Annotated in this window: 24 protein-coding genes; 9 read left to right on the top strand and 15 right to left on the bottom strand. The window is 69.2% G+C overall.

Annotated elements, in window-relative coordinates; genetic code table 11:
* The first annotated feature begins 4 nt into the window (after positions 1–4).
* From narH to LDL21_RS04795, 5 genes are all read left to right on the top strand, one after another.
* Complete coding sequence (narH, locus tag LDL21_RS04815) at positions 5–1,693, top strand: nitrate reductase subunit beta (protein WP_181699628.1); 1,689 nt, start codon at positions 5–7, stop codon at positions 1,691–1,693.
* Positions 1,690–2,370, top strand: a complete 681-nt coding sequence (gene narJ / locus LDL21_RS04810) for a nitrate reductase molybdenum cofactor assembly chaperone (protein WP_225278936.1) — start codon at positions 1,690–1,692, stop codon at positions 2,368–2,370. Before narH ends, narJ begins: the two co-directional genes overlap by 4 nt.
* The gene (gene narI, locus LDL21_RS04805) at positions 2,367–3,122 is read left to right on the top strand and encodes a respiratory nitrate reductase subunit gamma (RefSeq protein ID WP_225278935.1); all 756 of its coding nucleotides are present in this window, start codon (positions 2,367–2,369) and stop codon (positions 3,120–3,122) included. The genes narJ and narI overlap by 4 nt, the downstream gene beginning before the upstream one ends.
* A gap of 68 nt (positions 3,123–3,190) precedes the next feature.
* Positions 3,191–4,354, top strand: a complete 1,164-nt coding sequence (locus tag LDL21_RS04800) for an NADH:flavin oxidoreductase (RefSeq protein WP_225278934.1) — start codon at positions 3,191–3,193, stop codon at positions 4,352–4,354.
* 93 nt (positions 4,355–4,447) lie between these two features.
* On the top strand, positions 4,448–5,095 hold the full coding sequence (locus LDL21_RS04795) for a maleylpyruvate isomerase family mycothiol-dependent enzyme (RefSeq protein ID WP_225278933.1): 648 nt from the start codon (positions 4,448–4,450) through the stop codon (positions 5,093–5,095).
* 77 nt (positions 5,096–5,172) lie between these two features.
* Here the strand turns inward: LDL21_RS04795 and LDL21_RS04790 are convergent, their stop codons facing one another.
* From LDL21_RS04790 to LDL21_RS04775, 4 genes are all read right to left on the bottom strand, one after another.
* Positions 5,173–5,517: a hypothetical protein gene (locus tag LDL21_RS04790; protein WP_225278932.1), complete on the bottom strand. Its 345-nt coding sequence runs from the start codon at positions 5,515–5,517 to the stop codon at positions 5,173–5,175.
* 130 nt (positions 5,518–5,647) lie between these two features.
* Positions 5,648–7,300, bottom strand: a complete 1,653-nt coding sequence (gene casG / locus LDL21_RS04785) for a steroid-24-oyl-CoA synthetase (RefSeq protein ID WP_225278931.1) — start codon at positions 7,298–7,300, stop codon at positions 5,648–5,650.
* Complete coding sequence (locus LDL21_RS04780) at positions 7,297–8,466, bottom strand: serine hydrolase domain-containing protein (protein ID WP_225278930.1); 1,170 nt, start codon at positions 8,464–8,466, stop codon at positions 7,297–7,299. Before LDL21_RS04780 ends, casG begins: the two co-directional genes overlap by 4 nt.
* Complete coding sequence (locus tag LDL21_RS04775; protein ID WP_225278929.1) at positions 8,463–9,833, bottom strand: flavin-containing monooxygenase; 1,371 nt, start codon at positions 9,831–9,833, stop codon at positions 8,463–8,465. Before LDL21_RS04775 ends, LDL21_RS04780 begins: the two co-directional genes overlap by 4 nt.
* A 98-nt stretch (positions 9,834–9,931) precedes the next feature.
* Between LDL21_RS04775 and LDL21_RS04770 the strand changes: the two genes are divergently transcribed.
* Positions 9,932–10,558 carry a TetR/AcrR family transcriptional regulator gene (locus LDL21_RS04770; protein ID WP_372462150.1) on the top strand — a complete coding sequence of 209 codons (627 nt, stop codon included), beginning with the start codon at positions 9,932–9,934 and terminating at the stop codon, positions 10,556–10,558.
* 3 nt (positions 10,559–10,561) lie between these two features.
* Here LDL21_RS04770 and LDL21_RS04765 read toward each other — a convergent pair whose 3' ends face one another.
* From LDL21_RS04765 to LDL21_RS04755, 3 genes are all read right to left on the bottom strand, one after another.
* Positions 10,562–13,120: a winged helix-turn-helix domain-containing protein gene (locus LDL21_RS04765; RefSeq protein ID WP_225278928.1), complete on the bottom strand. Its 2,559-nt coding sequence runs from the start codon at positions 13,118–13,120 to the stop codon at positions 10,562–10,564.
* Between the two features lie 155 nt (positions 13,121–13,275).
* Entirely contained in the window at positions 13,276–13,491 is a 216-nt protein-coding gene (locus tag LDL21_RS04760) for a DUF8691 family protein (RefSeq protein WP_181699582.1), read from the bottom strand.
* Between the two features lie 68 nt (positions 13,492–13,559).
* The gene (locus LDL21_RS04755; RefSeq protein ID WP_225278927.1) at positions 13,560–13,892 is read right to left on the bottom strand and encodes a TfoX/Sxy family protein; all 333 of its coding nucleotides are present in this window, start codon (positions 13,890–13,892) and stop codon (positions 13,560–13,562) included.
* 147 nt (positions 13,893–14,039) lie between these two features.
* On the opposite strand from LDL21_RS04755, the gene LDL21_RS04750 reads away from it, so the two are divergent.
* Entirely contained in the window at positions 14,040–14,468 is a 429-nt protein-coding gene (locus LDL21_RS04750; RefSeq protein ID WP_225278926.1) for an Ig-like domain-containing protein, read from the top strand.
* Positions 14,469–14,522: 54 nt separating this feature from the next.
* Here LDL21_RS04750 and LDL21_RS04745 read toward each other — a convergent pair whose 3' ends face one another.
* Both LDL21_RS04745 and LDL21_RS04740 read right to left on the bottom strand, forming a co-directional pair.
* Complete coding sequence (locus LDL21_RS04745) at positions 14,523–15,488, bottom strand: alpha/beta hydrolase (RefSeq protein ID WP_225278925.1); 966 nt, start codon at positions 15,486–15,488, stop codon at positions 14,523–14,525.
* A 78-nt stretch (positions 15,489–15,566) separates the two neighbouring features.
* Complete coding sequence (locus tag LDL21_RS04740) at positions 15,567–16,499, bottom strand: Rossmann-fold NAD(P)-binding domain-containing protein (protein ID WP_225278924.1); 933 nt, start codon at positions 16,497–16,499, stop codon at positions 15,567–15,569.
* 97 nt (positions 16,500–16,596) lie between these two features.
* On the opposite strand from LDL21_RS04740, the gene LDL21_RS04735 reads away from it, so the two are divergent.
* Positions 16,597–17,544 (top strand): GlxA family transcriptional regulator, encoded by a 948-nt coding sequence (locus tag LDL21_RS04735; RefSeq protein WP_225278923.1) that lies wholly within the window; start codon positions 16,597–16,599, stop codon positions 17,542–17,544.
* Positions 17,545–17,588: 44 nt separating this feature from the next.
* Here the strand turns inward: LDL21_RS04735 and LDL21_RS04730 are convergent, their stop codons facing one another.
* The 3 genes from LDL21_RS04730 to LDL21_RS04720 all read right to left on the bottom strand — a co-directional run bounded on the left by LDL21_RS04730 (position 17,589) and on the right by LDL21_RS04720 (position 19,923).
* Positions 17,589–18,170 (bottom strand): TetR/AcrR family transcriptional regulator, encoded by a 582-nt coding sequence (locus LDL21_RS04730; RefSeq protein WP_181699570.1) that lies wholly within the window; start codon positions 18,168–18,170, stop codon positions 17,589–17,591.
* Positions 18,171–18,195: 25 nt separating this feature from the next.
* Positions 18,196–19,101, bottom strand: coding sequence for a hypothetical protein (locus tag LDL21_RS04725; protein ID WP_225278922.1), 906 nt, complete (start codon positions 19,099–19,101; stop codon positions 18,196–18,198).
* A 96-nt stretch (positions 19,102–19,197) separates the two neighbouring features.
* The gene (locus LDL21_RS04720) at positions 19,198–19,923 is read right to left on the bottom strand and encodes an SDR family oxidoreductase (RefSeq protein WP_225278921.1); all 726 of its coding nucleotides are present in this window, start codon (positions 19,921–19,923) and stop codon (positions 19,198–19,200) included.
* 87 nt (positions 19,924–20,010) lie between these two features.
* Between LDL21_RS04720 and LDL21_RS04715 the strand changes: the two genes are divergently transcribed.
* The gene (locus LDL21_RS04715; RefSeq protein WP_225278920.1) at positions 20,011–20,898 is read left to right on the top strand and encodes a LysR family transcriptional regulator; all 888 of its coding nucleotides are present in this window, start codon (positions 20,011–20,013) and stop codon (positions 20,896–20,898) included.
* A 184-nt stretch (positions 20,899–21,082) separates the two neighbouring features.
* On the opposite strand, the gene LDL21_RS04710 is transcribed toward LDL21_RS04715, so the two are convergent.
* From LDL21_RS04710 to nirD, 3 genes are read right to left on the bottom strand one after another with little or no spacing between them, the layout of a single operon-like run.
* On the bottom strand, positions 21,083–21,829 hold the full coding sequence (locus LDL21_RS04710) for a sirohydrochlorin chelatase (protein ID WP_225278919.1): 747 nt from the start codon (positions 21,827–21,829) through the stop codon (positions 21,083–21,085).
* Positions 21,823–23,061: a uroporphyrinogen-III synthase gene (locus LDL21_RS04705; RefSeq protein ID WP_225278918.1), complete on the bottom strand. Its 1,239-nt coding sequence runs from the start codon at positions 23,059–23,061 to the stop codon at positions 21,823–21,825. The genes LDL21_RS04710 and LDL21_RS04705 overlap by 7 nt, the downstream gene beginning before the upstream one ends.
* Positions 23,058–23,435 carry a nitrite reductase small subunit NirD gene (gene nirD, locus LDL21_RS04700; RefSeq protein WP_067491499.1) on the bottom strand — a complete coding sequence of 126 codons (378 nt, stop codon included), beginning with the start codon at positions 23,433–23,435 and terminating at the stop codon, positions 23,058–23,060. Before nirD ends, LDL21_RS04705 begins: the two co-directional genes overlap by 4 nt.
* Between the last annotated feature and the right edge of the window lie 30 nt (positions 23,436–23,465).

The following is a 23,465-nucleotide window of genomic DNA, read 5'->3' as shown; positions in this document are numbered from 1 at the left end:
CGTAATGGCTCAACTTGCGATGGTCATGAACCTGGACAAGTGCATCGGCTGCCACACCTGCTCGGTCACCTGCAAGCAGGCGTGGACCAATCGCGGTGGCACCGAGTACGTCTGGTTCAACAATGTGGAAACCCGTCCGGGACAGGGCTATCCGCGCCAGTACGAGGACCAGGAGAAGTGGAAGGGTGGCTGGACGCTCAACAAGCGCGGCAAGCTCACCCTGAAGTCGGGGTCGCGGTTCAAGCGGTTGATGAACATCTTCGCCAACCCCGATCTGCCGACGGTCGACGACTACTACGAACCGTGGAGCTACGACTACGACAACCTGCTGTCCTCGCCGCCCACCGATACCACCCCGGTCGCCCGGCCGAAATCGCTGATCACCGGTGAGGACACCAAGGTCACCTGGGGTGCGAACTGGGACGACGACCTGGGTTCGGGCCCCGAGCAGGTCGGCAAGGACCCCTTGCTCGGCAAGCTCGAGGACAAGGTGAAACTGGAGTTCGAAGAGACCTTCATGTTCTACCTGCCGCGCATCTGCGAGCACTGCCTCAATCCCTCGTGCGCCGCGTCGTGCCCGTCGGGCGCGATCTACAAGCGCGAGGAAGACGGCATCGTGCTCGTCGACCAGGACAAATGCCGTGGCTGGCGGCAGTGCATCACCGGCTGCCCGTACAAGAAGATCTACTTCAACCACAAGACGGGCAAGGCGGAGAAGTGCACCTTCTGCTACCCGCGTGTGGAGGTCGGCATCCCGACCGTGTGCTCGGAAACCTGTGTGGGCCGGCTGCGCTACATCGGCGTGATGCTCTACGACGCCGACGCGGTGCTCGAGGCGGCGCAGGTCACCGACCCGCAGGATCTGTACACCTCCCAGCTCGGAGTCTTCCTCAACCCGCACGACCCGCGTGTGATCGCCGAAGCGGAGAAGGCCGGAATCTCACCGGAATGGATTGCCGCCGCGCAGGATTCGCCGGTCTACAAGCTGATCGTCGACTACCAGCTCGCGCTGCCGCTGCACCCGGAATACCGCACCATGCCGATGGTCTGGTACGTGCCGCCGCTCTCGCCCGTGGTGGATGTGCTCACCGAGACCGGTCACGACGGCGAGGACGCGCGCAACCTGTTCGGCGCCATCGATGCCCTGCGCATTCCGATCGGCTACCTGGCGGAACTGTTCACCGCCGGTGAGATCGGCCCGGTACGCGCCTCGCTGCAAAGGCTCGCCGGGATGCGGGCTTTCATGCGGTCGGTGAACCTCGGTGAGGAACCCGATACGGGTATCGCGCCCTCGATCGGGCTCGAGCCCGAGGAGATCGAGGCGATGTACCGGCTGCTCGCCATCGCCAAGTACGAGCACCGCTATGTGATCCCCTCCGGCGCGACTTCCCGTGCGCACGAGCTGGATTCGCTGGCCACCGGGTGCAGTCTCGACACCGACGGCGGGCCGGGCATGACCGCGTTCGACCAGGTGGTGGAGAAGTTCTCCCTCGCCGACACGAATCAGGCCGCACCGGAGGAGAAGTCGGGGCGGATCAACCTGCTCAACTGGGACGGTCGCTCCACCGCGGGCCTGCTGCCCGGCAGCGACAACGGCAACGGCAACGGCCACACCGGCAACGGCGCCGGATCCGGTGGTGGCGGCAACGGCGCCGCCACCACCGACCCGGCCGTCAGCGGGGTGCCGCAATGAGTCTGCTCTCGATCCGGCGGCGACCCGAGCCCGTCCTCGCACTGGCCGAGCACGAGCGGCGCATGGTCTGGCGCCTGGCCGCGCTGCTGCTGGACTATCCCGGCGAACAGACCCTGGCCCTGCTCGACCAGCTCGGCTCTGCCGCAGCACAATTGCCCGACGAAGTACGCGCGCATTTCGAGCCGGTACTCGCCTACCTGCGCGACACCCCGGACATCGAGGTCGCCCAGAGCTATGTCGAGACCTTCGACATGCGTCGCCGCGCCAGCCTGCACCTGACGTTCTACGCCTACGGCGACACCCGCAAACGCGGCATGGCACTGCTGCGTTTCAAGCACGCCTACCGCCAGGCCGGTGCCGAACTCGGTGACGAGGAACTGCCCGACCACCTGCCGGTGCTGCTCGAGTTCGCCGCCACCGTCGACCCGATCGGCGGTGAACGCCTGCTCGGCGAACACGTGCCCGTACTGGAGCTGCTCCGGTTGTCACTGGGAGACAACAACTCCCCGTACTCGGGTGTCCTCGCAGCCGTCCTGGCGACCCTGCCACCAGTGACCACCGCCGACCGCCGCCGCATCGCCGAACTCGCCGCCCAGGGCCCGCCTGAGGAAGAGGTCGGCCTGGAACCCTTCGCCATGGACCCCGCCCTCTTCGACGCCACAGAAGGACGCCGATGAACGCCACCATTCCGCTCCCCGAAGGCCTGTGGCTGATCCTGCCCTACATCGCCGCGACTTCCTTTGTGCTCGGCCATGTCTGGCGCTACCGGTTCGACCAGTTCGGGTGGACCACGAGGTCCTCGCAGATCTACGAGTCCAAGCTGCTGCAGCTGGGCAGTCCGCTGTTCCACTTCGGCATGCTCGGGGTGTTCGGCGGGCATGTGATGGGCCTGCTGATTCCGCAGTCGTGGACGGCGGCGCTCGGGATCTCCGAGCACACCTATCACCTGGTCGCGGTCGGCGCGGGTTCTGTCGCGGGCCTGATGGTGGTGGCCGGAGTCGCCATCCTGTGTTACCGCCGCATCGTCGTGCCCGCCGTGCGCAAGGCGACCAGCCGCAACGACATCATGATGTACACGCTGCTCACGTTGGCGCTGGTCACCGGGCTGCTCAACACCTGGGGCTCGAACCTGCTGTGGGGCACCTACAACTACCGCGACACCGTGTCGCCGTGGTTCCGCAGCCTGTTCACCATCAACCCGGAGCCGGGGCTGATGGTCGGTGTGCCGTGGACCTTCCAGCTGCACGGACTGGTGGTGCTCGCCCTGGTCGCGGCCTGGCCGTACACCCGGCTGGTGCACATGTTCAGCGCGCCCATCGGGTACCTCACCCGCCCGTACATCGTGTACCGGCGCAAGGAAGTGGACACCAAGGACAAGACCCGTTTCGCCAAGGCCTGGGACGCCCCGGTGACTCCCGATCGCTGGTAGGTCACCTTTCGCCCGGTGAGCGGGCGATACCGTTGCGGCCCGTAATTGAAACGTGTTTCACTTCGGGGATGAGCGATGTCCTCGCGCCGGCCCGCCTCGGTCCCCTCACCCTGCGCAACCGCGTGCTCAAGGCGGCCACCTTCGAAGGGCGCACCCCCGACGCGCTGGTCACCGACGAGTTGGTGGAGTTCCATCGCGAGGTCGCCGCCGGTGGGGTGGCCATGACGACGGTCGCCTATTGCGCGGTCGCGCCGGGTGGGCGCACCGATGCGCAACAGATCTGGATGCGTCCGGAGGCGGTCCCCGGGCTGCGACGGCTCACCGACGCCGTGCATGCCGAGGGCGCGGCGGTGAGCGCGCAGCTGGGGCACGCGGGGCCGGTGGCGAACGCGCGGTCGAACCGGGCGCCCGCGCTGGCGCCGAGCCGGATGTTCAATCCGTTGGGGATGCGGTTCACCAAGGTGCCCGACGCGCTCGCCATCGCGGAAGTGGTCGAAGCGCACGCGCGGGCGGCCCGCTTGGCACGGGAGTCCGGCTTCGACGCCGTCGAGGTACACCTGGGCCACAACTACCTGGCCAGCGCCTTCCTGAGTCCGCTCCTGAACCGGCGCCGCGACGACTACGGCGGTGCACTGGTGAACCGGGCACGGGTGGCGCGGGAACTGGTGCGCGCCGTACGCGACGCGGCGGGCGACGACATGGCCGTCACCGCCAAACTCACCATGGAAGACGGTGTGCGCGGCGGATTCTCGATCGAGGAGTCGCTGCGGGTGGCTCGCTGGTTGCAGGACGACGGCGCCGTCGACGCCATCGAACTCACCGCGGGTAGCTCCCTGCTCAACCCGATGGCCATCTTCCGTGGCGACGCACCGCGCCGGAACTTCGCCCGCGCCTTGCCGATTCCCGTGCGCTGGGGTTTCCAGCTCGTCGGCGGCAAATTCCTGCGCGAATACCCTTATCGCCCTGCCTATCTGCTCGACAAGGCGCGTCGCTTCCGCGCGGAGCTGACGATGCCGCTGATCCTGCTCGGTGGCATCACCGATCTGGCGGGCGCCGAACAGGCCCGCACCGAGGGCTTCGATTTCGTCGCGATGGGCCGGGCCCTGCTCCGCGAACCCGATCTCGTCCGCCGCTGGCAGTCCGACCGGGCGACACCGTCGCTGTGCACGCATTGCAACGAGTGCGTGCCGACCATCTACTCGAAGACCCGCTGCGTGTTGCGAACCTCCTGACCGATCAATTCGCGGCGTTCACGTCGTCTGCATCATGGGACGTCGGCTCGGCACCACGGCGCCCGGTGATCGAGGGTGCCACGGAGGTTTCACGTGCCCGATTCCCGTGCCGCGCTGTGGGCGCTGACGCACGCCGAACGCGCCGCTCTCGCGGACGACCTCGCCCGCCTCGACGACGACCAGTGGAGTTCGCCGTCGCTGTGCGGTGCGTGGACTGTCGAAGTCGTGGTCGCCCACCTCACGGCCGGTGCGAGTACCGGCCGGATGCGCTGGCTGGTGAGCGTTCTCGCGGCGCGCTTCGACTTCGACAAGCACAACGAGCGGCGCAAGGCCGAACACCTCGGGACGACACCGGCCGAAACCCTCGAACGGTTCCGGGCGATCGTCGACAGCACCACCGCACCTTCTGGCGATACCGCCGCCTGGCTCGGTGAAATCGTGGTCCATGCCCAGGACATCCGCCGACCACTCGGGCTCACCACCACCCCGTCGATCGAGGCGACCACCGCCGTCGCCGAATTCTTCGCCGGGCGCGACTTCACCGTCCCCAGTCGCACCCTCATCGAAGGCCTCCGCCTCGAGGCGACCGATGGTCCCTTCACTCACGGCACCGGGCCGCTGATCCGCGGAACGACGATCGCGCTGACCATGGCGATGGCGAGCCGAATCGTCTACTGCGACGACCTCACCGGCCCCGGCCTCCCCACGCTGCGCGACCGCATCACCGGCAACGAGAACTGAATCGACGCAGGTCCCGGCCGAGGCGATCGGCCTTTCCCCGACACCGCGCTTTCGTCCCCGCAGTGTCGGGCAGGATGTCAGGCTCCGGCGCCGAGAGCTTTGCGAACGGTGTCGAACCAGGCCTGGGTGCCGGCCAGGCCCGCTTCGATGTCTTTGCGGCCGCCGTGGAAGCCGAAGAGTTCGGCGGCGTAGCGGCTGAGGACCGTCCCTTCCGACTCCTCGAGTTCGGTGAGGACGTCGAGGTCGCCGAGGAGGTAGGCGACGGCCGCGACCTGGCCTGCCGTCCACTCGGGGCGGTGGGTGTCCCAGCCGTCGGCGCGGACCGCGCGGGCGCGGGTGAGCAGGTCCTCGCGCAGGGCGTCGCGGTCGGCGTCGGTCGGCTTGCGCGGTTTTCCCCAGCTGATCCGTTTCGCGTCAGACATGTCGGTCCTCTCGCTGCTGTGCGCGGGGCAGGTCGGAGCGACCGCCCGTTGTCAGCTCAGCGTCGCAGATCGACGCCGAGCCATCGCGCGCCGGGCCGCCACGGACACGAACACAGCCGTCACCGCACCCCTACACCGCGAGGTCGCGCCGGGTGACCTTGCCGGTCGCATTGCGCGGCAACGCGTCGGAGGTGATCCGCCAGCGTGCGGGCACTTTGAAGTAGGCGAGCCGGGCGGTGAGGTACTCGCGCAGTTCGTCCTGCTCGACCGCGCCCGGTTCGGCGACGACCACGGCCGCCACTTCTTGGCCCAGGTCGGGGTGCGGCACGCCGAAGACCGCGCAGTCGGTGACCGAGGGGTGTTCGACGAGGACGTTCTCGATCTCGGTGGGGTACACGTTCTCCCCACCGCGCAGGATCAGGTCGGTCCGTCGGCCCGACACGGTGAGCCTGCCGTCGGTCATCGTCCCGAAATCACCTGAGCGCAACCACCTTCCGTGGTCGAGGACCTCCGCTGTCGCGGATTCGTTGTTCCAGTAGCCGAGCATCACGTACTGACTGCGAATGAAGATCTCGCCTTCGGCACCGTCGGGCAGCACCGCGCCGTCGGGGTCACGGATCTCCACCGACACCCCGATGATCGGCCTGCCGACCGACCCCGGGTCGGCCAGCAGATCCAGCGGTGTCGCCACGGTGGCGGCGGTGCCGCTCTCGGTGAGCCCGTAACTGGTGGTCAGCGACAGCGGAACTCCGGCGAGGTGTTCGCGCAACCGCTCGAGCAGGGCGGGCGCCGAGGGCGCGGAGTTCAGTGACAGTGCCGCGAGCGTCGACAGGTCGTACCCCGACACGTCGTGGTCGAGCAGGCGGGTGGCCATGGTCGGCACCGCCGCCCAGTTGGTGACCCGTTCACGCTGGACCAGGGCCAGCACCCGGTCCACGTCGAAGGCGCCGTGTGGGAACACCGCCGCCGCACCGGTGGCCAGGCGCGGGATCACCAGATTGTGCAGGCTGGCGATGTGGAACAGCGGGGCGGTGACCAGATAGCGGCGCTCGCTCGGGCCGTCACCGACCGGCTGACCGGTGAACGCGGCCTGCATCGCATCGGTGAAACGGTGGTATTCGGTGATCGCCAACAGGTTTCGCTGGGTATGCACAACGCCTTTGGCGCGCCCGCTCGTCCCGCTGGTGTACAGGATGACGGCCGGGTCGTCCTCTGCCACCTCGGTTTCCGGCATCGCGGCACCCCGGTACTCCGCGATGAGGGCGGGCAGGTCCTCCTCGAAGGTCGATACCGGCACCTCGCTGCCGGTCTCGGCAAGCCGCGCAGTCCTTTTCGCATCGGCGACCACCACCTTCGGGGTGGTGTGGCCGAGTGCGTAGGCGATTTCCGGCGGCGCCCACCAGGCGTTGTAGCCCACCGGGACGGCGCCGAGACACTGCGCCGCCCAGAAGGTGACCACCCAGTCGGGACCGTTGGCGGCCAGGATCGCGACCCGGTCACCCTTGCCCACGCCGTGGCGTTCGGCCAGTGCGGTCGCCAGCGCGCCCACCGCCGCCGCATGCTCGGTGAAGCTGACCCGGCGGTCCTCGGTGACGAGATAGTCGCGATCACCCCAGGTCAGGGAGTGCTCGAGCAGCTCACGCAGGCTGCGCCGCCGACGCGCGAACACCGGCATCGGCGCACCGAGCACCTCCTCGACCGTCATCTCGAAGGGCGCACCGGGCGCGGTGAGCCCGGCCGCTACCTGCGCGACGAACACCTGGGGGTCAACGGCTTCGGTCATGAGGTCCTCCCTCGAGAACGGTCGGTTCCGGCGACCGCGTCGAAGACCGCCTTCAGATAGTTGTCGCAGCGGTCCGATCCGATCACGCCGGGCGCCATCCGATTCATGGTGTAGGCGAAGGTGATTCGGCGATCCAGGTCGTTGACCACCATGGCGCCGCCGTAGCCCGCCCACCAGCAGACCCGGCCGTCGGGAATGTGCGGGTAGGTCTGGGGACGCGGCAGCCCGTAGCCGATGCCGAACCGCAGCGGGGCGAGCAGCGCCAGGTCGAGGCCGTCGGCCTGCTCGCGGAAGATCGACTCGATCGTGGCGGGCGAGAGGAACCGCCTGCCGGCGAGCTCACCACCGCACGAAACCAGGGACTGCACGCGGGCGACCGAACGCGCGTTGCCGTGCCCGTTGACCGCCCCGAGCTCGGCGGAACGCCAAGCGGGAGTCGCTGTCTCGGCGATATCGAGCAGCGGGCTCGTCAGCGTTTTGACGAGAATGCTGTCGGGGTCGAGGGCGGACATGTCGAATTCGCGTTGCGGCGGCGCGACGAGTGTCGCGATCCGGTCGGCGTGCTCGGGTCCGGTGCCGATGTAGAAATCCGCACCGAGCGGCCCGGCCAGCTCGGCGGCGAAGAACTCACCGAGCGTGCGACCAGTGATGCGCCGCACCAATTCCCCGACCAGATGCCCGTAGTTGAGGGCGTGATAGCCCGAGGCCGTGCCGGGCTCCCACCACGGTGGCTGAACGGCGAGCCGGGCGGCGGCGGCTTCGGTGTCGTAGATGTCGGCGAGCGCGATGGGCCGTTCCCAGCCGGAGACTCCCGAGGTGTGCGACAGCACGTGGCGCACCTCGACACGGTCCTTGCCCTCGGCGGCGAACTCGGGCCAGTACCTGGCCACGGGTGCGTCCAGGTCGAGGTCGCCGCGATCCACGAGCAGCAGGGCGCACAGGGCGGTCATCGTCTTGGTCACCGAGAAGACGTTCACCAGGGTGTCGGCCCGCCATGCCACGGTGCGGTCGGGGTCGGCGTGACCACCCCACAGGTCGAGGACCGGATCGCCGTCGACCGTCACGCACAGCGACGCACCGAGCTCGGCGCCCGCGGCGAGCTGCTCGTCGAATACCGCTCGCACCTGCGCGAAGTCGTCCCGGCAGAAGCCCGCTGCGCGCGTCATCGGCTGGCCTCGGCCTGGGCGCGGGCGGGTACCGGCAACGTATTGCCCGCGGCCGCGGCACGTTTGGCCCCGCGCTCGAGCTCCTTGGTCAGCCCGCGGACGTACGGCTCGAATTCGACCTGGATGGTGTGGCGCGGCGAATCGTAGTACCGGCCGGCGCGGGCATCGAGCCGCTCGTCGACCTCGGCGTCCATCTCGGCCCGCGAGGGCAGGTGATAGCGGCCGGTGAGGTAGGCGGCGACCAGCTTGGTCTGCTGTTCGGCGAAGTTGACCAGTGTCGGAGTCGGTTGTGCCAGACCGAGATAGAACAGATTGTCCACCGCGGGCCGCATCATCATCTGGAACAGCGGGAACCGGTTGTCGCTGTCCGGCACCAGCGACGGATCGGTGAAGAACGGGAAGCTGATGTGATAGCCGGTGGCGCACAGCACCACGTCGACCTGTTCGCTCGAGCCGTCGGCGAAATGGACGGTGTCACCGTCGAGCCGGGTGATGGCGGGTTTGCATTCCACATCACCACAGCCGGCGCGGTGCAGGAATTCCTCACTCGCCGACGGGTGCGCCTCGAACGGTTCGTGATCCGGTGCGGGCAGACCGTAGTTCTGCATCAGACCGCGATTCTTGCGCACGAAGCGCTGCTTGAGTTTCAGCGCGACCTTCGGCGGCATCCACTTGGGCATCGACCGCCGGTCACCCACCTGACCGCGCACGTATTTCGGCAGCACCCATACCCCGCGCCGAGCCGACACGAACAGCCGTTCGGCCAGGAAACGCTGGGACAGTTCCGAGGCGATATCGAGCCCGGAATTGCCCATGCCGACCACCACGATGCGCTTGCCACGCATGTCGATGGGATCGAACGGGTCGTTGTAGGCGTGGCTGTGCATGAGCACACCGTCGAAATCACCGGGATATTCCGGCATCCGGGGGTCCCAGTGGTGGCCGTTGCAGACGATCAGGGCGTCGAAGACCTCGGTGTCACCGGCCGCCGTCACCAGCCAGCGGCCGTCGTCGGCCCGCTCGGCGGCGGTGACCAGCGCGTTGAACCTGATCCGCTCGCGCAGGCCGAAATGGTCGACGTAGTCCTTGAAGTACTGGTGCAGTTGCGAATGGTGCGGAAAGTCCGGCCAGTCCGCGGGCGCGGGGAAGTCCTCGAACTGCAAGCGGTACTTGGACGTATCGATGTGCAGGCTCTGATAGCAGGCCGACATGCCGTTGGGATTGCGGTAGTACCAATTGCCACCCACCTCGTCGGACGCCTCGTAACAGACGAACGGAATGCCGTACTCGGCAAGGCGTTTGGCCGCCGTGATACCCGACGGGCCCGCCCCGATGACGCAAACCCTCGGCAGCTCCGATGTATTCATGCACGACTCCTCATCGACTCACGCTCGCCGACGTGACCCGCACCACACGATAGCGGTTCGCTGGACACAGCGTCCAGCGAATGAGCATGCCGTCTACGATGGGCCTCATGTCGCCGGAACCCACCGCCCAGCGGGGCTCGCTGCGTGAGGAACACAAGCGCCTGACCACGGCACGCATCGTCGACACCGCGCGCACACTGTTCGAGACCCGCGGCTATTCCTCGGTCCGGGTCGACGACATCGCCGCCGCCGCGGGCTGCAGCCGGGCCACCTTCTACCTGCATTTCGCCGGTAAACCCGAGGTGCTGCGCGCCATCGCCAACCAGGGCACGCTCACCAGCGTCCGGATGGTCTACGCCGACCTCGACCGCGTGCTCACCACCGGATCGCGCGCGGCGTTCGCGGACTGGATGGCGCGCGCCATCGACTGGTTCTTCGTGAACAAGGACATGCTGCCGGCCTGGGACGAGGCCACCGCGGTGGAACCGGAATTCCGCAGGCTGGCCCGCGAGGGCATCATGACGCTGGCCGACAGCATGCCGGACTACCTGGCCCGCTGGCCCGAGGACCGGCGCGACGAAGCCCGGTTACGGATCGAACTGCTCGTCGCCCAGCTCGAGCGGTTCTTCACCCGCTGGGCCATGCAGGGCACCATCGACGTGACCGCCGAACAGGCCGCCGAAGTCCTCACCGACGTCTGGTTCCCGGCGCTGCGCGCCCCGTGAAACTCAGAGCAGGCCGACGCACCGCGCCTGCGCGATGGCCGCACCGCGCGCGTTCACACCGAGCTTCTGGTAGATGCCGCGCAGGTGCGTCTTCACCGTGTTCACCGAGACGCCGAGGTCGGCGGCGATGCTGGTGGCGGTCAGCCCCGACGGAAGACGGCGCAGCACAACGAGTTCGGTGTCGGTGAGCCGTGGTGCGTCGGCCATGGCGCCCCGGTGGGCGCGCACGTGGTCGACGAAGGCGTCGTAGCGACCGAAGTGCGAACCCAGCCGGTCGAGCAGTTCGGCGGCACCGGGCACGTCGAGGAACGGGCGGATCAGGTGTTCCCCACTCGCGTGGGCCAGGGCCTGCTCGAAGGCGTCCTCGACCTTGCGCGGGCGATCGAGATGATCGGCGGCGACCGCGATGAGCAGCCATGCGGCCACGGCCTGACCGTCGGTGACCTCGCCCACCAGCGGCGTCAGCAGCGGCAGGACGGCGGCCGGGCGCTGGGTGTGCAGGGCGAGGGCGGCTTCGGCCAACTGGGTGTCCACGGTCTTGCCGAGCACCCGGGTCGCGTGGTCGACGAGGGCGCGTGCCTCGACCTTGGCATGCACCCGCAGCAGCAGCCACAGCACCTCGGTGACGAGGTTTCCGGCGCCGAGCAGCGCCGGGGCATCGTCGAGCAGGTGGTGCAGGCGTCTGCTCAGCATCGTGGCCGCGGCGGCACGGTCGACGGTGTCGTCGAAGGTGAGGACGCCGATGACGATGCGGGCCTGTCGCAGCAGGGCCGGCGTGGTCAGGTCGTCGGCCGACAGGTCGGGCAGCGGCTTGCCGTAAGCGCAACCCTGCCGGTGCGCGCCGTAGGCGGCGGTCACCCGGGCCATCGCGGCCTCCGACGACCCGGTGAGCCCGTAGCGATCAGCGCATTCGAGGGCCTGTGCGGCCAGCACCCGCAGCTCGCCGACCCGGCCCGTGATCCCCGATGCCGCCGCGACCGCGGTGCGTGCCCGCACCGCGACGCGTCCGAGTCCTGCCTCCTCGGCGTACACGACCGCATGCCGCAAAGCCGCTGTGCCGCTGACGATCCGGCCGCCGAACACTTCGGCCGCACCGCAGTGCAGCGCCACATAGCAGTCGAGATCGGTTTGCCCGGTGACCGGCGGCAACGGCCACCGCATGGACGCCGAATCACCCGCCAGCACAGCCACACCCGCGCTCACCGCATGATCGAGGGCGGCGATCCACTCGGCCGGAACCAGTGCCGACCCCGGCCACGAACCCACATGGGCCGCCTCCAAATACACTTCCGCCGCGGCGATCTCACCGTCTTCCACCGCGACGGCGGCGCGCAACAACCCGACGAACGTGTCGTCCGACAGACCGGGTACCTGATCCAGAGCGTGCAACAGCAGATGCCCCCTGCCGTCGAGCACCATCCGTACGCCCCACTCCCACAGGAACGACGCCAGCCCCGGCGCACCCGGTTCGGCAAGCACATGGTCCAGTGCGCACCCGGGCAGGGCGGCGCCGGTGAACCACTCGGCGAGGTGACGGTGCAACCCCGGCAGGCGTTCGGCCCTGGTGTGCGCGGCCTCGGCCAGCAGGTAGGCGCGCAGCAGCGGGTGATAGGTGTACCAGAGCTGTCCGTCGGTGGCGACCGTGTGCAACGGGAAACTGGCACGCAGTAGTTCGTCGAGGATGCGCGACGCGTCCAGGCCGAGCAGTTCCTCGGCCATCGGCAGACAGAACCGGGTGGGAACGGCTGTGGTGAGCAGGAATTCGACGGTGCGTGGGGGCAGCGTCTCGATGAGTTCGGCGAAGAGGAAGTCGGCGACCGCGTGGGTCGGTGCGGCAAGCGCGGTGAGGGCGGTGCTCCGGTCGTCGGTGCCCAGCGAGATGGCGGCGATCCGGACCAGTGCGGCCCAGCCGCGGGTGAGCTCGTGCAGGGCGGCGAGTTCGGTGTCGTCGAGGTGGCAGTCGTGCTGGGCCAGCAGCTGGGCGACGCGATCCGGCGGCATGGCCAGCTCGGTCGCGCCGAGGCGGGTGAGCCTGCCCGCCAGGTCGAGCACGTGCCAGCGCAGCGGCGGTTCGAAACGGCCACCGAGCAGCGCGGTGATCTTCGGCGGCAACCGGGTGAGCAGGTACTCCAGACCCGCGAGTTGCAGCGGGTCGGTGAGCAGGTGGACATCGTCGATGACGAGGACCGTCTCCTCGGTGTCGGCGAGTGCGGCGACGAGGTCGGCGGCGCGGTCGGCAGGCGTGCGAAGGACACCGTCGGGAACGGTCGCGGCCGTCGGGTCGAGCGCCCGGGCAACGGCGGCGAGCAGGTCGGCGCCGGGGCTGGTGCTCACCGTCAACCAGGCCAGCCGCGGCGCGGGCCGAGCGGTGTTCACCCAGTCGACCATGGCCACGGTCTTGCCGCTGCCTGCCGGTCCGCACACCAGTACGACGTGCCCCGGCGCGGTGCGGGCGCAGTCGAAGGCCGCGGTCGCCGCGTCACAGCGGACGGGAGCGAAAGACAGTTCGGGAACTCGGTCCTCGGTCCCACGGCCGGCCACAGCTATCGCGGAGCGTGCCATCACGAGCCTCCTGAACTCGAGTTCTCACCTGCCCCCGACATCGTGTGCGAGTTCGACGGTAGGCCACTCGGGCGCCACGAGTTTGCTGGTGACGACATCTCGACGTGCTCGTTACCAGATCGACGCAGGCTCTTTGCGTGGCCCGCCCCGCCACCTCAGTCGGGCAGGCGAGACATCTCGAGCAGCGTGAGACCGAGGGTGTCGATGCGCGCGAGAATCCCCCGCACAGCGGTGCTGTCGGCGAGCGTGCCGAACAGCGTCGTTGTCCCGGCCGCCGCATGATCGCTGGGAATGAGCTCGGGAAACGCCGCCAGCACACGATCGGACAGTTCGCCCTCGAGGACGAATTGATAGCGCAGCGGCCCGGACATGGTGTCAGTCTGGCAGTTCGTGCCCGGTTCGCACCTCACCCGAGGCGGGTGAAATCGGCGGTGGCCGACTATTTGCTGGGCAGCGCTTCGGCGAAGGCGACGCCGCGGGTCACCCAGTCCCGCAGCGACGCATCGTCATCGACCGCCTCGGCGCTGACGCGTAACCAGCCGCTGAGCTCGCGGCCACCCATCACCATCGGCGACACCGCGGATCCGTCGAGCAGCGCGTCGCCTTCGGCCGGGTCCACACGCACCAGCAACCCGCCCTGTCCGCTGGCGGCGACGGCCATGTTGCCGCCGATCAGGAACGCGAGCCCACCGAACATCTTCTTCTCGGCGAGATCGGCCCGAGGGTAGACGATCTCCCGGATCCGCTCGGCGAGTTCCTCGTCGTATGCCATGGGCCGAGTATGCGCCGGGACACCGACAGATTGCGCCCGGCTTTCCCGGCTCCCCAAATTTTAAACACCTCTTTTTCTGTTTTGCGGACCGCGGCCGAACCGACTGGCTAATCTCGCGCTCACCACAGCTCGACACAGGAGAACACCATGCAGACCTACCAGGCACGGCGCACCGGCTTCGGCCTCACGGCTTTCACCGCGATCGCGGCGGCCGCCGTGCTGACGGCACCGCAGGCCTCGGCGCTCGTCCAGAGCATCGCGGTGAGCGGCACCACCCACTACGTGGGCACTCCCTACACCGTGACGGCCGACGTCACCGCCACCTCGTTCCTGTTCAAGGTGACCTTCACCGACAACGGCACGCAGATCGGCGAGCCGGTTGCGGTCAGGGACGGCAAGGCGACCATCAGCTGGACACCGTCCACGCCCGGCGCCCACGAGATCAAGGCGGTGCAGGAACTCATCAGCTCCAAGACCGTCACCGTGCAGGTCTCCGAGAAGCCGACCACCCCGCCCGACGGTGGCGGCACCGGCTCCGCCGACCTGGGCGGACTGCTCACCGGTTCGGCGAGCTAGCCGCGGACACGACGACGGCCGCCACGTGCTGCGTGGCGGCCGTCGTCGTGTGGTTCAGATGCCGAGGGCGGCGGCGAACATCGGCCAGGAGTCGTGCACGTCGTCCTGCCAGTACGGCCAGGCGTGCGTGCCCGCGGCCCGGAACCGGACATCGGCGGGGATACCGAGCTGACCGAGGCGACCGACCAGCGGTCCCGAGCAGCTGCCGACGACGGCTTCCATGGTGCCGCCGACCAGGACCCGGTCGAGCAGCACACCGACATTGCCCGCGATGCTCGGATCGTTGAGCGCCTCGTGCGGGCCGGGGGCACCGTTGCCCGAGGACAGGTACACCGAGGTGCCACGCAACCGATCCGCGTGCAGCACCGGATCGTTGGCCACCCACGCCGGGTCACCCGGTCCGCCCCACATGTTGTCGGCATTGGCGCCGAAGGTGGCGAGCTGGGAGCGGACGAGGGTCTGGGCCAGCGGATTCGCGGTCTGCGTGCACCCGCTGAAGGCGCCGACTGCGCGGTAGCGGCCCGGCGCGGCGATGGCCAGGTTCAGCGCCGACGTGGCCGACATCGACAGTCCCGCGACACCGTTGGCGCCGGTCATGCCGAAGCGGTCGTCGAGCAGCGGGGGCAGCTCGCTGGTGAGGAAGGTGGTCCACTTGTTGCGGCCGAGAACCGGGTCGTCACGTTGCCAGTCGGTGTACATGCTGGCCCGGCCGCCGATCGGGACGATCACATTCACCGGCTTGTCGGCGAAGAAGTCGACCACATCGGTGCGCCGCATCCACGGCCCGCCGCTCTCCCCGCCGTCGACGGCATTGAGCAGATACAGCGCGGGCGCGCCCGGACCGGGATGCGACATCCACAGGGTGATCGGCCGGTTCATCGCCGCCGAATGGACGACGACCTCGAATTGCCTGCCGCCGAGCGGCCGGACCTCGAGGATCGATGAATTCGCCGATGCCGCAGGTGAGTAGGCCACACCGCAGCCGAGCAAGACGAGCAGACAGCACAACAGCCGACGCATGCGCACGAGTGTGCCGCATCGATCCATAGATACCCTGCATTGACCGCGATTGTGTCCGTGTCGTCCGATATGGGTGGGCTACGGCGTTTCGGCCGGTACCCGGGCGGCGCGGACGATGCCGGCGAGGACGTCGTCGATGCCGGTGGCGGTGAGGCCGAAGGTGGTGCGCACAGCTGTGTCGTCGACCAGGAAGTCGCGGCGCAACATGTGCGCGGTCTCCAGCAGTTCGGGCCAGAACGGGTCGTCGCGGCCGAGTTCGAGGATCTCGTCGTCGGTCATCTCGGTGAGCACGGGGGCCGGTGCGTCCGCGAGCTCCGCGAGACGGGTCGCGAGGGTACGGATGGTCGTCGTGACGACCGGGGCGTGCCAGGCGCGACCCCACGCACGATCGTCACCGGCCACGGTGACCAGTGCCCGTGCGGCGTCGTCGATGACGGTGAACGCGTGTGCGAGATCGAGGCCCTGCGGCACGCTCGCGGGTTCGCCCGCCAGGACCGCGGGCTGCACGAGCAGGGAGAACAGGGAGACGGCGCCGACACCGACGAACTGACCCGCGCGCACCTCGGTGACGCGGGCCCGGCCCGCCCGATGAGCGTCGAGCGCGTGGGTCCACACCTGGGCGCGAACACGACCCTTGGCACCGGTGGCCGCGAGCGGGGCGGTTTCGTCCACCACGCCCTCCACGGGTCCGTAGGCGTAGTGGTTGCCGAGCAGCACCAGGTCGGCGCCGGCCGCTTCGGTCGCCGCCCTGATCGAATCGAACAGGGGCGGAAGGGTTTCCGGCCAGGTGTGATAGGCGGGCATGGCGCAGTTGAAGACGGTGCGGGCACCACGGGCGAGGTCGGTCAGGGCGGCGGTGTCGGTGGCGTCGAGCGCGATCAGCTCCACGTTCGGGTGGGTGGGGCCGAGCCCGCCTCGGCTCACCATGCGCACCCGCTCCCCCGCTTCGGCGAGCAGCAGTGCGGTGGCTGTCGCGACGCCGCCACGACCGACGATCACATTCAAGGACACGGTATTTCCTTTCCCAGCAGGATGTTTCGTCCAACGATGCCGGGCTGGGCCGGGCTACACTAGTGGCCGGAATGCCAGCTATCCCAAGGATCAGGCCATGAAGACGATCGCGGTGGTCGCCGTCGCGCCGGTGAAGGCGTTCGACCTGTCCATGCCCGAGACCCTGATGGGTTCGGTGCTCGTCGACGGCGAACCCGGGTATCGGGTGGTGGTGTGTACGGCGGAACCAGGTGTATTGCCCTCCACGCCAGGCGGATTCGACGTGGTCGTCCGGCACGGGCTGGCGGTGCTCGACGAGGCCGACACCGTGATCGTGCCGAGCACCGGCAGTCGCACCGGCGCCGACCCGGTCACCCTCGCCGCGCTGCGAGCCGCCGTCGCACGTGGCGTGCACGTCACCTCGATCTGCAGCGGCGCCTTCGTTCTCGCGCAGGCGGGGTTGCTCGACGGGCGCACCGCCACAACGCATTGGGGGCTGGCCGAGGAACTGGCCACGGCATATCCGCTGGTCTCGGTGCGGGCCGATGCGCTGTTCATCGAGGACGGGCCGGTCACCACGGCGGCGGGGGCCGCGGCCGGGATCGACCTGTGCCTGCACCTGATCCGCACCGACTACGGCGCCACCGTCGCCAACGCGGCCGCCCGGGCCGCCGTGGTGACGCCGGTGCGGCCGGGTGGGCAGGCCCAGTTCGTCGACACCGCACTACCGCCCGACGAGGATCTCTCGCTCTCGGCCACCCGCGCCTGGGCCATGCAGCGCCTCGACACTCCCCTGTCGCTGCGCGATCTCGCCGCGCATGCCCGGACCAGTGTGCGCACGCTGACCCGGCGGTTCCACGAGGAAACCGGGCTCAGTCCACAGAAGTGGTTGCTGCATCAGCGCATTCATCGCGCGCGCGAACTGCTCGAATCCACGACTTTGCCGATCGAACTGGTCGCCCGGCACAGCGGGATGGGGACGGCGGAGTCGTTGCGCCAGCACATGATCCGTCAGCTCGGTGTGCCGCCGAGTGTCTATCGCGCCAACTTCGCCACGGTTCGGTGAATCGTCGACGAACCTACTTCCGTGTCGCACGAACGCAGGCGGCGTCAGCTGAGGAGCGTGGTGACGATGCGGTTGGCGTCGCGCAGGCGGGCGGCGGCGTTCGGGGTGCGTTCGAGCACCCAGACACCCTGGAGGAAGACGAGCAAGAACCGGGCGAGGGCGCGGGGGTCGCTGTCGGGAGCGAGTTCGGCCTGGGCGCGGGCGCGGGTGAGGGCGCCGGTCAGCGCGGTTTCGGTACGCGCCCAACTGGATTCGACCGCCCTGGCGACCTCCTGATCACGGGCGGCCAACTCCACCGCCGATGTGGTGACCAGGCAGCCGAGGAAACGGTCCTCGGCGCACGACTCGCGCACGAACTCGTCGATCAGCGCCCGCACGGCGGGCAGCGCCGGGCCGGGCACGGACAGCTGCGCGGTGACCCGTTCGTCGACGACCTCCAGGTGCCGCTGCAGTGCCCGCATGAACAGGTCGTGTTTGTTGCCGAAGGTGGCGTAGATGGAACCCCTTGCTATGCCGAGATGCTCGGTGAGATCGGCCATCGAGGTCGACTCGTACCCGCGCTCCCAGAACAGATCGAGTGCGCGGCCCAGTACCACATCGGGGTCGAATTCCTTGGTGCGCGCCACTGTTCGAGCCTAACAGCGCCGCTGGTCAGCGGGGTCCCGCGAGCGGGTACTGCGGGTAGGCCGGGCGGGCAGGTGCGAAGAAGGGCGCCGACTTCGGGTTCCAGAGCAGCACAACGGCTCCGAGCCCGACGGCGAAACCCGCGAGATTGAATGCCAGCGCACCCGCGGTGACCCCCAGGTCCGCCACCACCCCGAGTACCGCGTAGAGCGTCGAGAGCACGTTCAACCCGAAGAACACCGTCGAGGTGATCCGCGCCCAGTTCTTCCCGGCCCGGCACGCGAACGCCATCCAGATCCACAGCCCCACGGTGATCAGCGCCCCGACCACCGTCGCACCGACCGTCGCGTACACGAGGACATCGAGACTCGAGCCGCGGAACATGCCATCGGAGGAGTCGAGAAGGGTCGTGCGAACGGTGTCGATATCGGTGAGCGAATACGCCCCACCGAGAAACGACACCGCCGCCCCGACCAGCATCACGATGAACGCCATCCGGATGTTCTCCGGAACCACCCGCGGCTCGGTCTCCGCCGGTTCGGGCACATACGCGGGATACGGCGCAGGCGAATACCCCGGCCCGACCGGCTGCTGCCCAGCCACATAGGGCTGCCCCGTAGCGGCGCCGGGCGGGAACTGCGCGCCGATCGCCTGCCCGGGCGGATAGGTCTGGCCGCCCGGCTGCCGGCCGGGAACATAGGACTGCCCCGGAGCAGCGCCAGGCGCGAATTGCCCGCCGATCGGCTGCCCGGGCACAGGCTGAGCTGAAGAGGGCGTAGGTGTCTGCGGCTGACCCGGCGCATACGGGTGCTGACCCGGCGCGAACGCCGCGGTTGCTGGGGCAGGCGGCTGCGGGACGGCTACTTCGTCGGCGGGGTACGACGTCAGTTCGTTCGGCTCCTGCGCGTACTGCTTGTCGTCCGAACCGGACATGACCGGGTACCCCCTTCGATGGAAACCACACCACCCTATCGCGACCGGCACCCCACTGCCGCCTCCGAAGCGGTGCCCCGTCGCACCTGCGCACAGCTACCAGGCGACGGTTCCCTGGTCGTCGAAGAAGCCGCCTCGGGGGCCGTCGTCGGGGAGGGTGGCGAGGCGCAGGGCGATCGCGGCGCCCTGCTCGGGCGTGCGTTCCCCGGCGAATCCGGTGAAGTCGGTGGCGACGTAGCCGGGGCAGGCCAGGTTCACGATGATGTTCGTGTCGGCGAACCGGCGAGCGTACTGGGCCGTGACGCTGTTGAGCATCGACTTGGACGGTGCGTAGGCGGCCATCACCGGCCCGGTCCGCAGGGTCAGCGAGCCCATATTGCTCGACATGTTGACGATCCGGGGCGCGGCGGCACGACTGAGCAGCGGGAGCATCGCGTTGGTCACCCGAATCACCCCGAACACGTTCGTTTCCAGGACCGTGCGCAGGACACCCAGGTCGAGGGTTGTGGGGTCCTGTGCGCCGTCCTCGAACCGGCCCGCGATCCCGGCGTTGTTGACGAGCACGTCGAGTCGCCCGGCTCGTTCCTCGATGCTCGCGGCCGCGGCGGTGACACTCTCGTCGGAGGTGACATCGAGGGCGACGCCGAACGCGTCTATGCCCTCGGCACGCAACCGCGCCACGGCCTCCCCACGTCGGGTCTCGTCGCGCGCTCCCACCGCGACCGCGAAGCCGAGAGACCCGAGACCTTCGGCGATGGCGAAGCCGATGCCCTTGTTCGCGCCGGTGACCAGCGCTGTCCTGGTGTTGTTCACGCACTCCATGCTCGGCGCGCGATATCCGTTGCGTCCAATATTGATCGGGTACCTCGAGATACCCGGCGGGTATCACCGGGTGGATACAGTGGGCGCGTGGACGACCTGGAGACCCGTGAGCTGCGGTACTTCGTGGCGGTGGCCGAGGAGTTGCACTTCGGGCGTGCTGCCCAGCGGCTCGGGATCGCGCAGCCGCCGCTCTCGCGGGCGATCCGGCAGCTGGAACGTCGGCTCGGCGTCCAGCTTCTCGACCGGGACCGGCGGGGCGTGGCGCTGACCGGCGCGGGCGATGTGCTGCTGCACGAAGCCCGCCTGGCCCTGGACGCCGTCGCGGCTGCTGCCCGACGGACCCGGCGGGCGGCGGATCGGCAGCGACCCCTGGTGCTGGTGACGAAAGCCGGTGCGTCGCACGAGCTGCTGCAACGGCTTCTCGCCGCGGCGGCGGCCCGCACCGATACGGCACCGGTAGAAGTTCTCCTGTGCGAGGTCGGTGAGCAGGCACGATTCCTGCGCAACGGGCGCGCGGACGTGGCTTTGATGCACCGACCGGTCGATGACCTCGCCGGGTTCGACACCGAAGACATCTGCACCGAGGGCCAGGTCGCCCTCCTCCCGGCGGGACATCCGCTCGCCGCGCGTCCACAGCTCACCCTCGCGGACGTGGTCGACGTGCCCGGTCTCCCCATCGCGCGATGGCCCCGGCTCGACGGCTCCTACCCCGACGGTCCCGGGCCCGAAGTGCGCACCCAATCACAACTCGCGCAGCTCGTGGCGCTCGGCAAGACGCTGCTCGTCATCCCGGCCTCGAGCCGCGCCTGGCAGTGGCCCGACCATGTCGCGGTGCCCGTCGTCGACGCCCCGGAGATCACCACCGTGCTCGCCTGGCCTGCCGACGACCGCTCACCGGCCATCGCCGCACTGGCCCGGGCCGCAGCCGAGGTTCGCACCATGCCACCAGCTGCGGTCCAGACAGCGGCACGGTAACGGACGACCGCGGGTACGGAACGCCTAGCGGACGACCGCCGGTGCGGAACGCCTAGCGGACGACCGCAGGTACGGAACGCCTAGCGGACAACTGCAGGTGCGGAACCGCAGGCGGACGATGGCGGGCACAGCACAGTAACGGACGATCGCGCGTGTTTTCGCGGCGTGCCCGAAAGCACAACTCCTAGTGGACGTTCGCGCGGGCGAGTTCGTGAGCGGCGGTGCGGTAGCGGTCGGCGATGAGACGGACTACCGCAGGGTGGACGCCGATCGGTTCGGCGACGCCATCGGCGCCAGCGTCGTGCAGGCGCTGATGGAATAGACCGTGGGCCAGCAGGTACGACGCGATGAACACTCGCTGCGAGCCCGATTCGCGCAGGGCAGCAACAACTTCCGGGACGCGCGGGGCGCCGGTGGCCACATAGGCGATCCGAACCGGTGCGGCGAGCTGCTCGGCGAGCATCCCGGCCGCGCGCCGAACATCCTGGCGCGCACGGGAATCCGACGAACCGGCGGCTGCGAAGACCACCGCGTCACCGGGCTGCCAACCAGCCGCGCGCAGGCGCATCGCCATGATCCTGGTCAGTGCGGGATCAGGACCCATGGCCGGAGTCACCGCCACGGCGGTATGGCCGCTCTCGGCGACCTCACGCGGAACGTCTTGGTACACGTGGTATCCCGAGGCCAGGAACGCCGGGACCACCACGGCCGGGCCGTCGAGATCACGCAGCACCTCCGACGGCGACGGGCCGAGCACATCGACGAAAGCGGTGCGCAGCAACGGGTTCGGGCCGGTGGTGTCCATGCCGCAGCCGAGTTCGGTGCCGACCGCGTCGGCGAGGGCCGCGATCATCTCCACCCCGCGCGCACTGCGCGTGCCGTGCGCGACGAGCACGAGGGCCGGCTCACCCGGCCGCGCCGCGCTCACCACACCCCGATCGTCTGGGTCCGCGCCGACCGTGCGGGCGTGCCGATGCCCGCGGCGTGCGGCGACTGCACCGGCGGACGCGACGGCGCGTCGGAGCAGTCGGCCGCGTCGAGAGCGAGTCGATAACCGCGCTTCACCACGGTCTGAATGGCTTTCGGTGTGCCGAGTCCCGCGCGCAGGCGGGCGATCGCGGTTTCCACCGCATGGGTGTCGTCGCCACCGCCGGGCAGCGCCGACAGCAGATCCTCGCGCGAGACCACCCGCCCGGGCTGACGCGCCAGCGACCGCATCAACGCCATCGGCGCGGGCGCGAGCTGACGCACCTCACCGTCGACGACAACGCAGCCACCGCGCACGCTGATCAGGTGCCCGGCCGCGTAGATCCGGCTGGCCCGGCGCGGCAGTTCCTCGGCCACGTGGCGGGCGAGCGCACCGAGCCGTGCCCGGCCGGGCATGGTCGTCGGCACGCCGAGTTCTTCCAGCGGTGCGGCGGTGATCGGGCCGACACAGGCGGCGAGCACGCGCCCGCGCAGGGCGTGCAGCACCGACTCGAGCAGTCCGGTTTCCTTGGCGCGCATGAGAAGTGAGGCCACGGCGGGGGCGCTGGTGAAGGTGACACAGTCGAGGCTGCCGGAGATGATCGAGTCGATCATCGAATCCATCGGCCCGCGATCGGCGGGCGGTTCCCACCGGTACACCGGCACCGGGACCACATCGGCGCCCGCGCAGCGCAGCACCTCGCAGAAGTCGGGTACCGGTTCCCACTCGGTGGTCGCGCCGTGCAACTGCACGGCGATTCGCACGCCCTCCACGCCCTCGGCGAGCAGGTGGTCGAGCACCTCGGCCGACGACTCGGACGCGGGCGACCACTCCTCGCGCAGTTCCGCGGCCCGGATGGCGCCCTTGGCCTTGGGCCCACGGGCGAGCATGCGGGTGGCGGCGAGGGTGTCACGCAGCGTCTCGGCCAACCCCCAGCCCTCGGCGGCCTCCATCCAGCCACGGAAACCGATGCCGGTGGTGGCCACGGTGATGGCGGGCGGGTCGGCGATGAGCTGTTCGGTGACCCGCTCGAGTTCGGTGTCGTCGGCGAGCGGGATGATGCGGATGGCGGGCGCGCTCACCACGGTGGCGCCACGGCGGGTGAGCAGGGTGCCGAATTCCTCGGCGCGACGAGCAGCGGTGATACCGATGGTGAAACCGGCGAGACAGGGTCCCGCTTCGGGCACAGAGTTCATGAAGTCACCGGTTCGTTCGACACCGAGACGATGCCGGCGTCGAGCCGCACGGCATATACCGGCAGCGACTGGGTCTCGTCGTCGAGGCAGCGGCCGTCGATCAGCGAGAAGGCCTGCTTGAGCAGGGGCGAGGCGACCACGGGTACCCCGCCCCGGTCGCCGACGATGCCGCGCGACATGACCGCGGCCCGGCCGAACGGATCGACATTGCCCACGGCGGCCAGCGTGCCGTCGGGTAGCAGGAACAGGGCGGCCTGCTTGCCGCCGTCGAGCAGGACCGCAACGCCGCGTCCCGGAATAAGGAAATCGAGTCGGCACGCCTGGGTCCAGGTCGTGGTCTCGGTGGTGATGGTGGGTGTGTCGATAACGGTCATCGGTTCCTCCTCCGAACGCCTTACCTATTG

It is taken from the genome of Nocardia rosealba (assembly GCF_020216065.1).
In the GTDB taxonomy this organism is placed as follows: Bacteria; Actinomycetota; Actinomycetes; order Mycobacteriales; family Mycobacteriaceae; genus Nocardia; species Nocardia rosealba.
This window is presented reverse-complemented; position numbering and strand designations above follow the sequence as displayed.

Excerpts from the sequence above, each read along its gene's own strand:
- LDL21_RS04770 (WP_372462150.1), top strand. The coding sequence starts at position 9,932 with ATGGGCCTCATGTCGCCGGAACCCACCGCCCAGCGGGGCTCGCTGCGT.
- LDL21_RS04800 (WP_225278934.1), top strand. The coding sequence starts at position 3,191 with ATGAGCGATGTCCTCGCGCCGGCCCGCCTCGGTCCCCTCACCCTGCGC.
- LDL21_RS04725 (WP_225278922.1), bottom strand. The coding sequence starts at position 19,101 with ATGTCCGGTTCGGACGACAAGCAGTACGCGCAGGAGCCGAACGAACTG.
- narI (WP_225278935.1), top strand. The coding sequence starts at position 2,367 with ATGAACGCCACCATTCCGCTCCCCGAAGGCCTGTGGCTGATCCTGCCC.
- narJ (WP_225278936.1), top strand. The coding sequence starts at position 1,690 with ATGAGTCTGCTCTCGATCCGGCGGCGACCCGAGCCCGTCCTCGCACTG.
- LDL21_RS04735 (WP_225278923.1), top strand. The coding sequence starts at position 16,597 with ATGAAGACGATCGCGGTGGTCGCCGTCGCGCCGGTGAAGGCGTTCGAC.
- LDL21_RS04790 (WP_225278932.1), bottom strand. The coding sequence starts at position 5,517 with ATGTCTGACGCGAAACGGATCAGCTGGGGAAAACCGCGCAAGCCGACC.
- casG (WP_225278931.1), bottom strand. The coding sequence starts at position 7,300 with ATGACCGAAGCCGTTGACCCCCAGGTGTTCGTCGCGCAGGTAGCGGCC.
- LDL21_RS04750 (WP_225278926.1), top strand. The coding sequence starts at position 14,040 with ATGCAGACCTACCAGGCACGGCGCACCGGCTTCGGCCTCACGGCTTTC.
- LDL21_RS04705 (WP_225278918.1), bottom strand. The coding sequence starts at position 23,061 with ATGAACTCTGTGCCCGAAGCGGGACCCTGTCTCGCCGGTTTCACCATC.
- nirD (WP_067491499.1), bottom strand. The coding sequence starts at position 23,435 with ATGACCGTTATCGACACACCCACCATCACCACCGAGACCACGACCTGG.
- LDL21_RS04775 (WP_225278929.1), bottom strand. The coding sequence starts at position 9,833 with ATGAATACATCGGAGCTGCCGAGGGTTTGCGTCATCGGGGCGGGCCCG.
- LDL21_RS04780 (WP_225278930.1), bottom strand. The coding sequence starts at position 8,466 with ATGACGCGCGCAGCGGGCTTCTGCCGGGACGACTTCGCGCAGGTGCGA.
- LDL21_RS04765 (WP_225278928.1), bottom strand. The coding sequence starts at position 13,120 with ATGGCACGCTCCGCGATAGCTGTGGCCGGCCGTGGGACCGAGGACCGA.
- LDL21_RS04720 (WP_225278921.1), bottom strand. The coding sequence starts at position 19,923 with ATGGAGTGCGTGAACAACACCAGGACAGCGCTGGTCACCGGCGCGAAC.
- LDL21_RS04755 (WP_225278927.1), bottom strand. The coding sequence starts at position 13,892 with ATGGCATACGACGAGGAACTCGCCGAGCGGATCCGGGAGATCGTCTAC.
- LDL21_RS04760 (WP_181699582.1), bottom strand. The coding sequence starts at position 13,491 with ATGTCCGGGCCGCTGCGCTATCAATTCGTCCTCGAGGGCGAACTGTCC.
- narH (WP_181699628.1), top strand. The coding sequence starts at position 5 with ATGGCTCAACTTGCGATGGTCATGAACCTGGACAAGTGCATCGGCTGC.
- LDL21_RS04745 (WP_225278925.1), bottom strand. The coding sequence starts at position 15,488 with ATGCGTCGGCTGTTGTGCTGTCTGCTCGTCTTGCTCGGCTGCGGTGTG.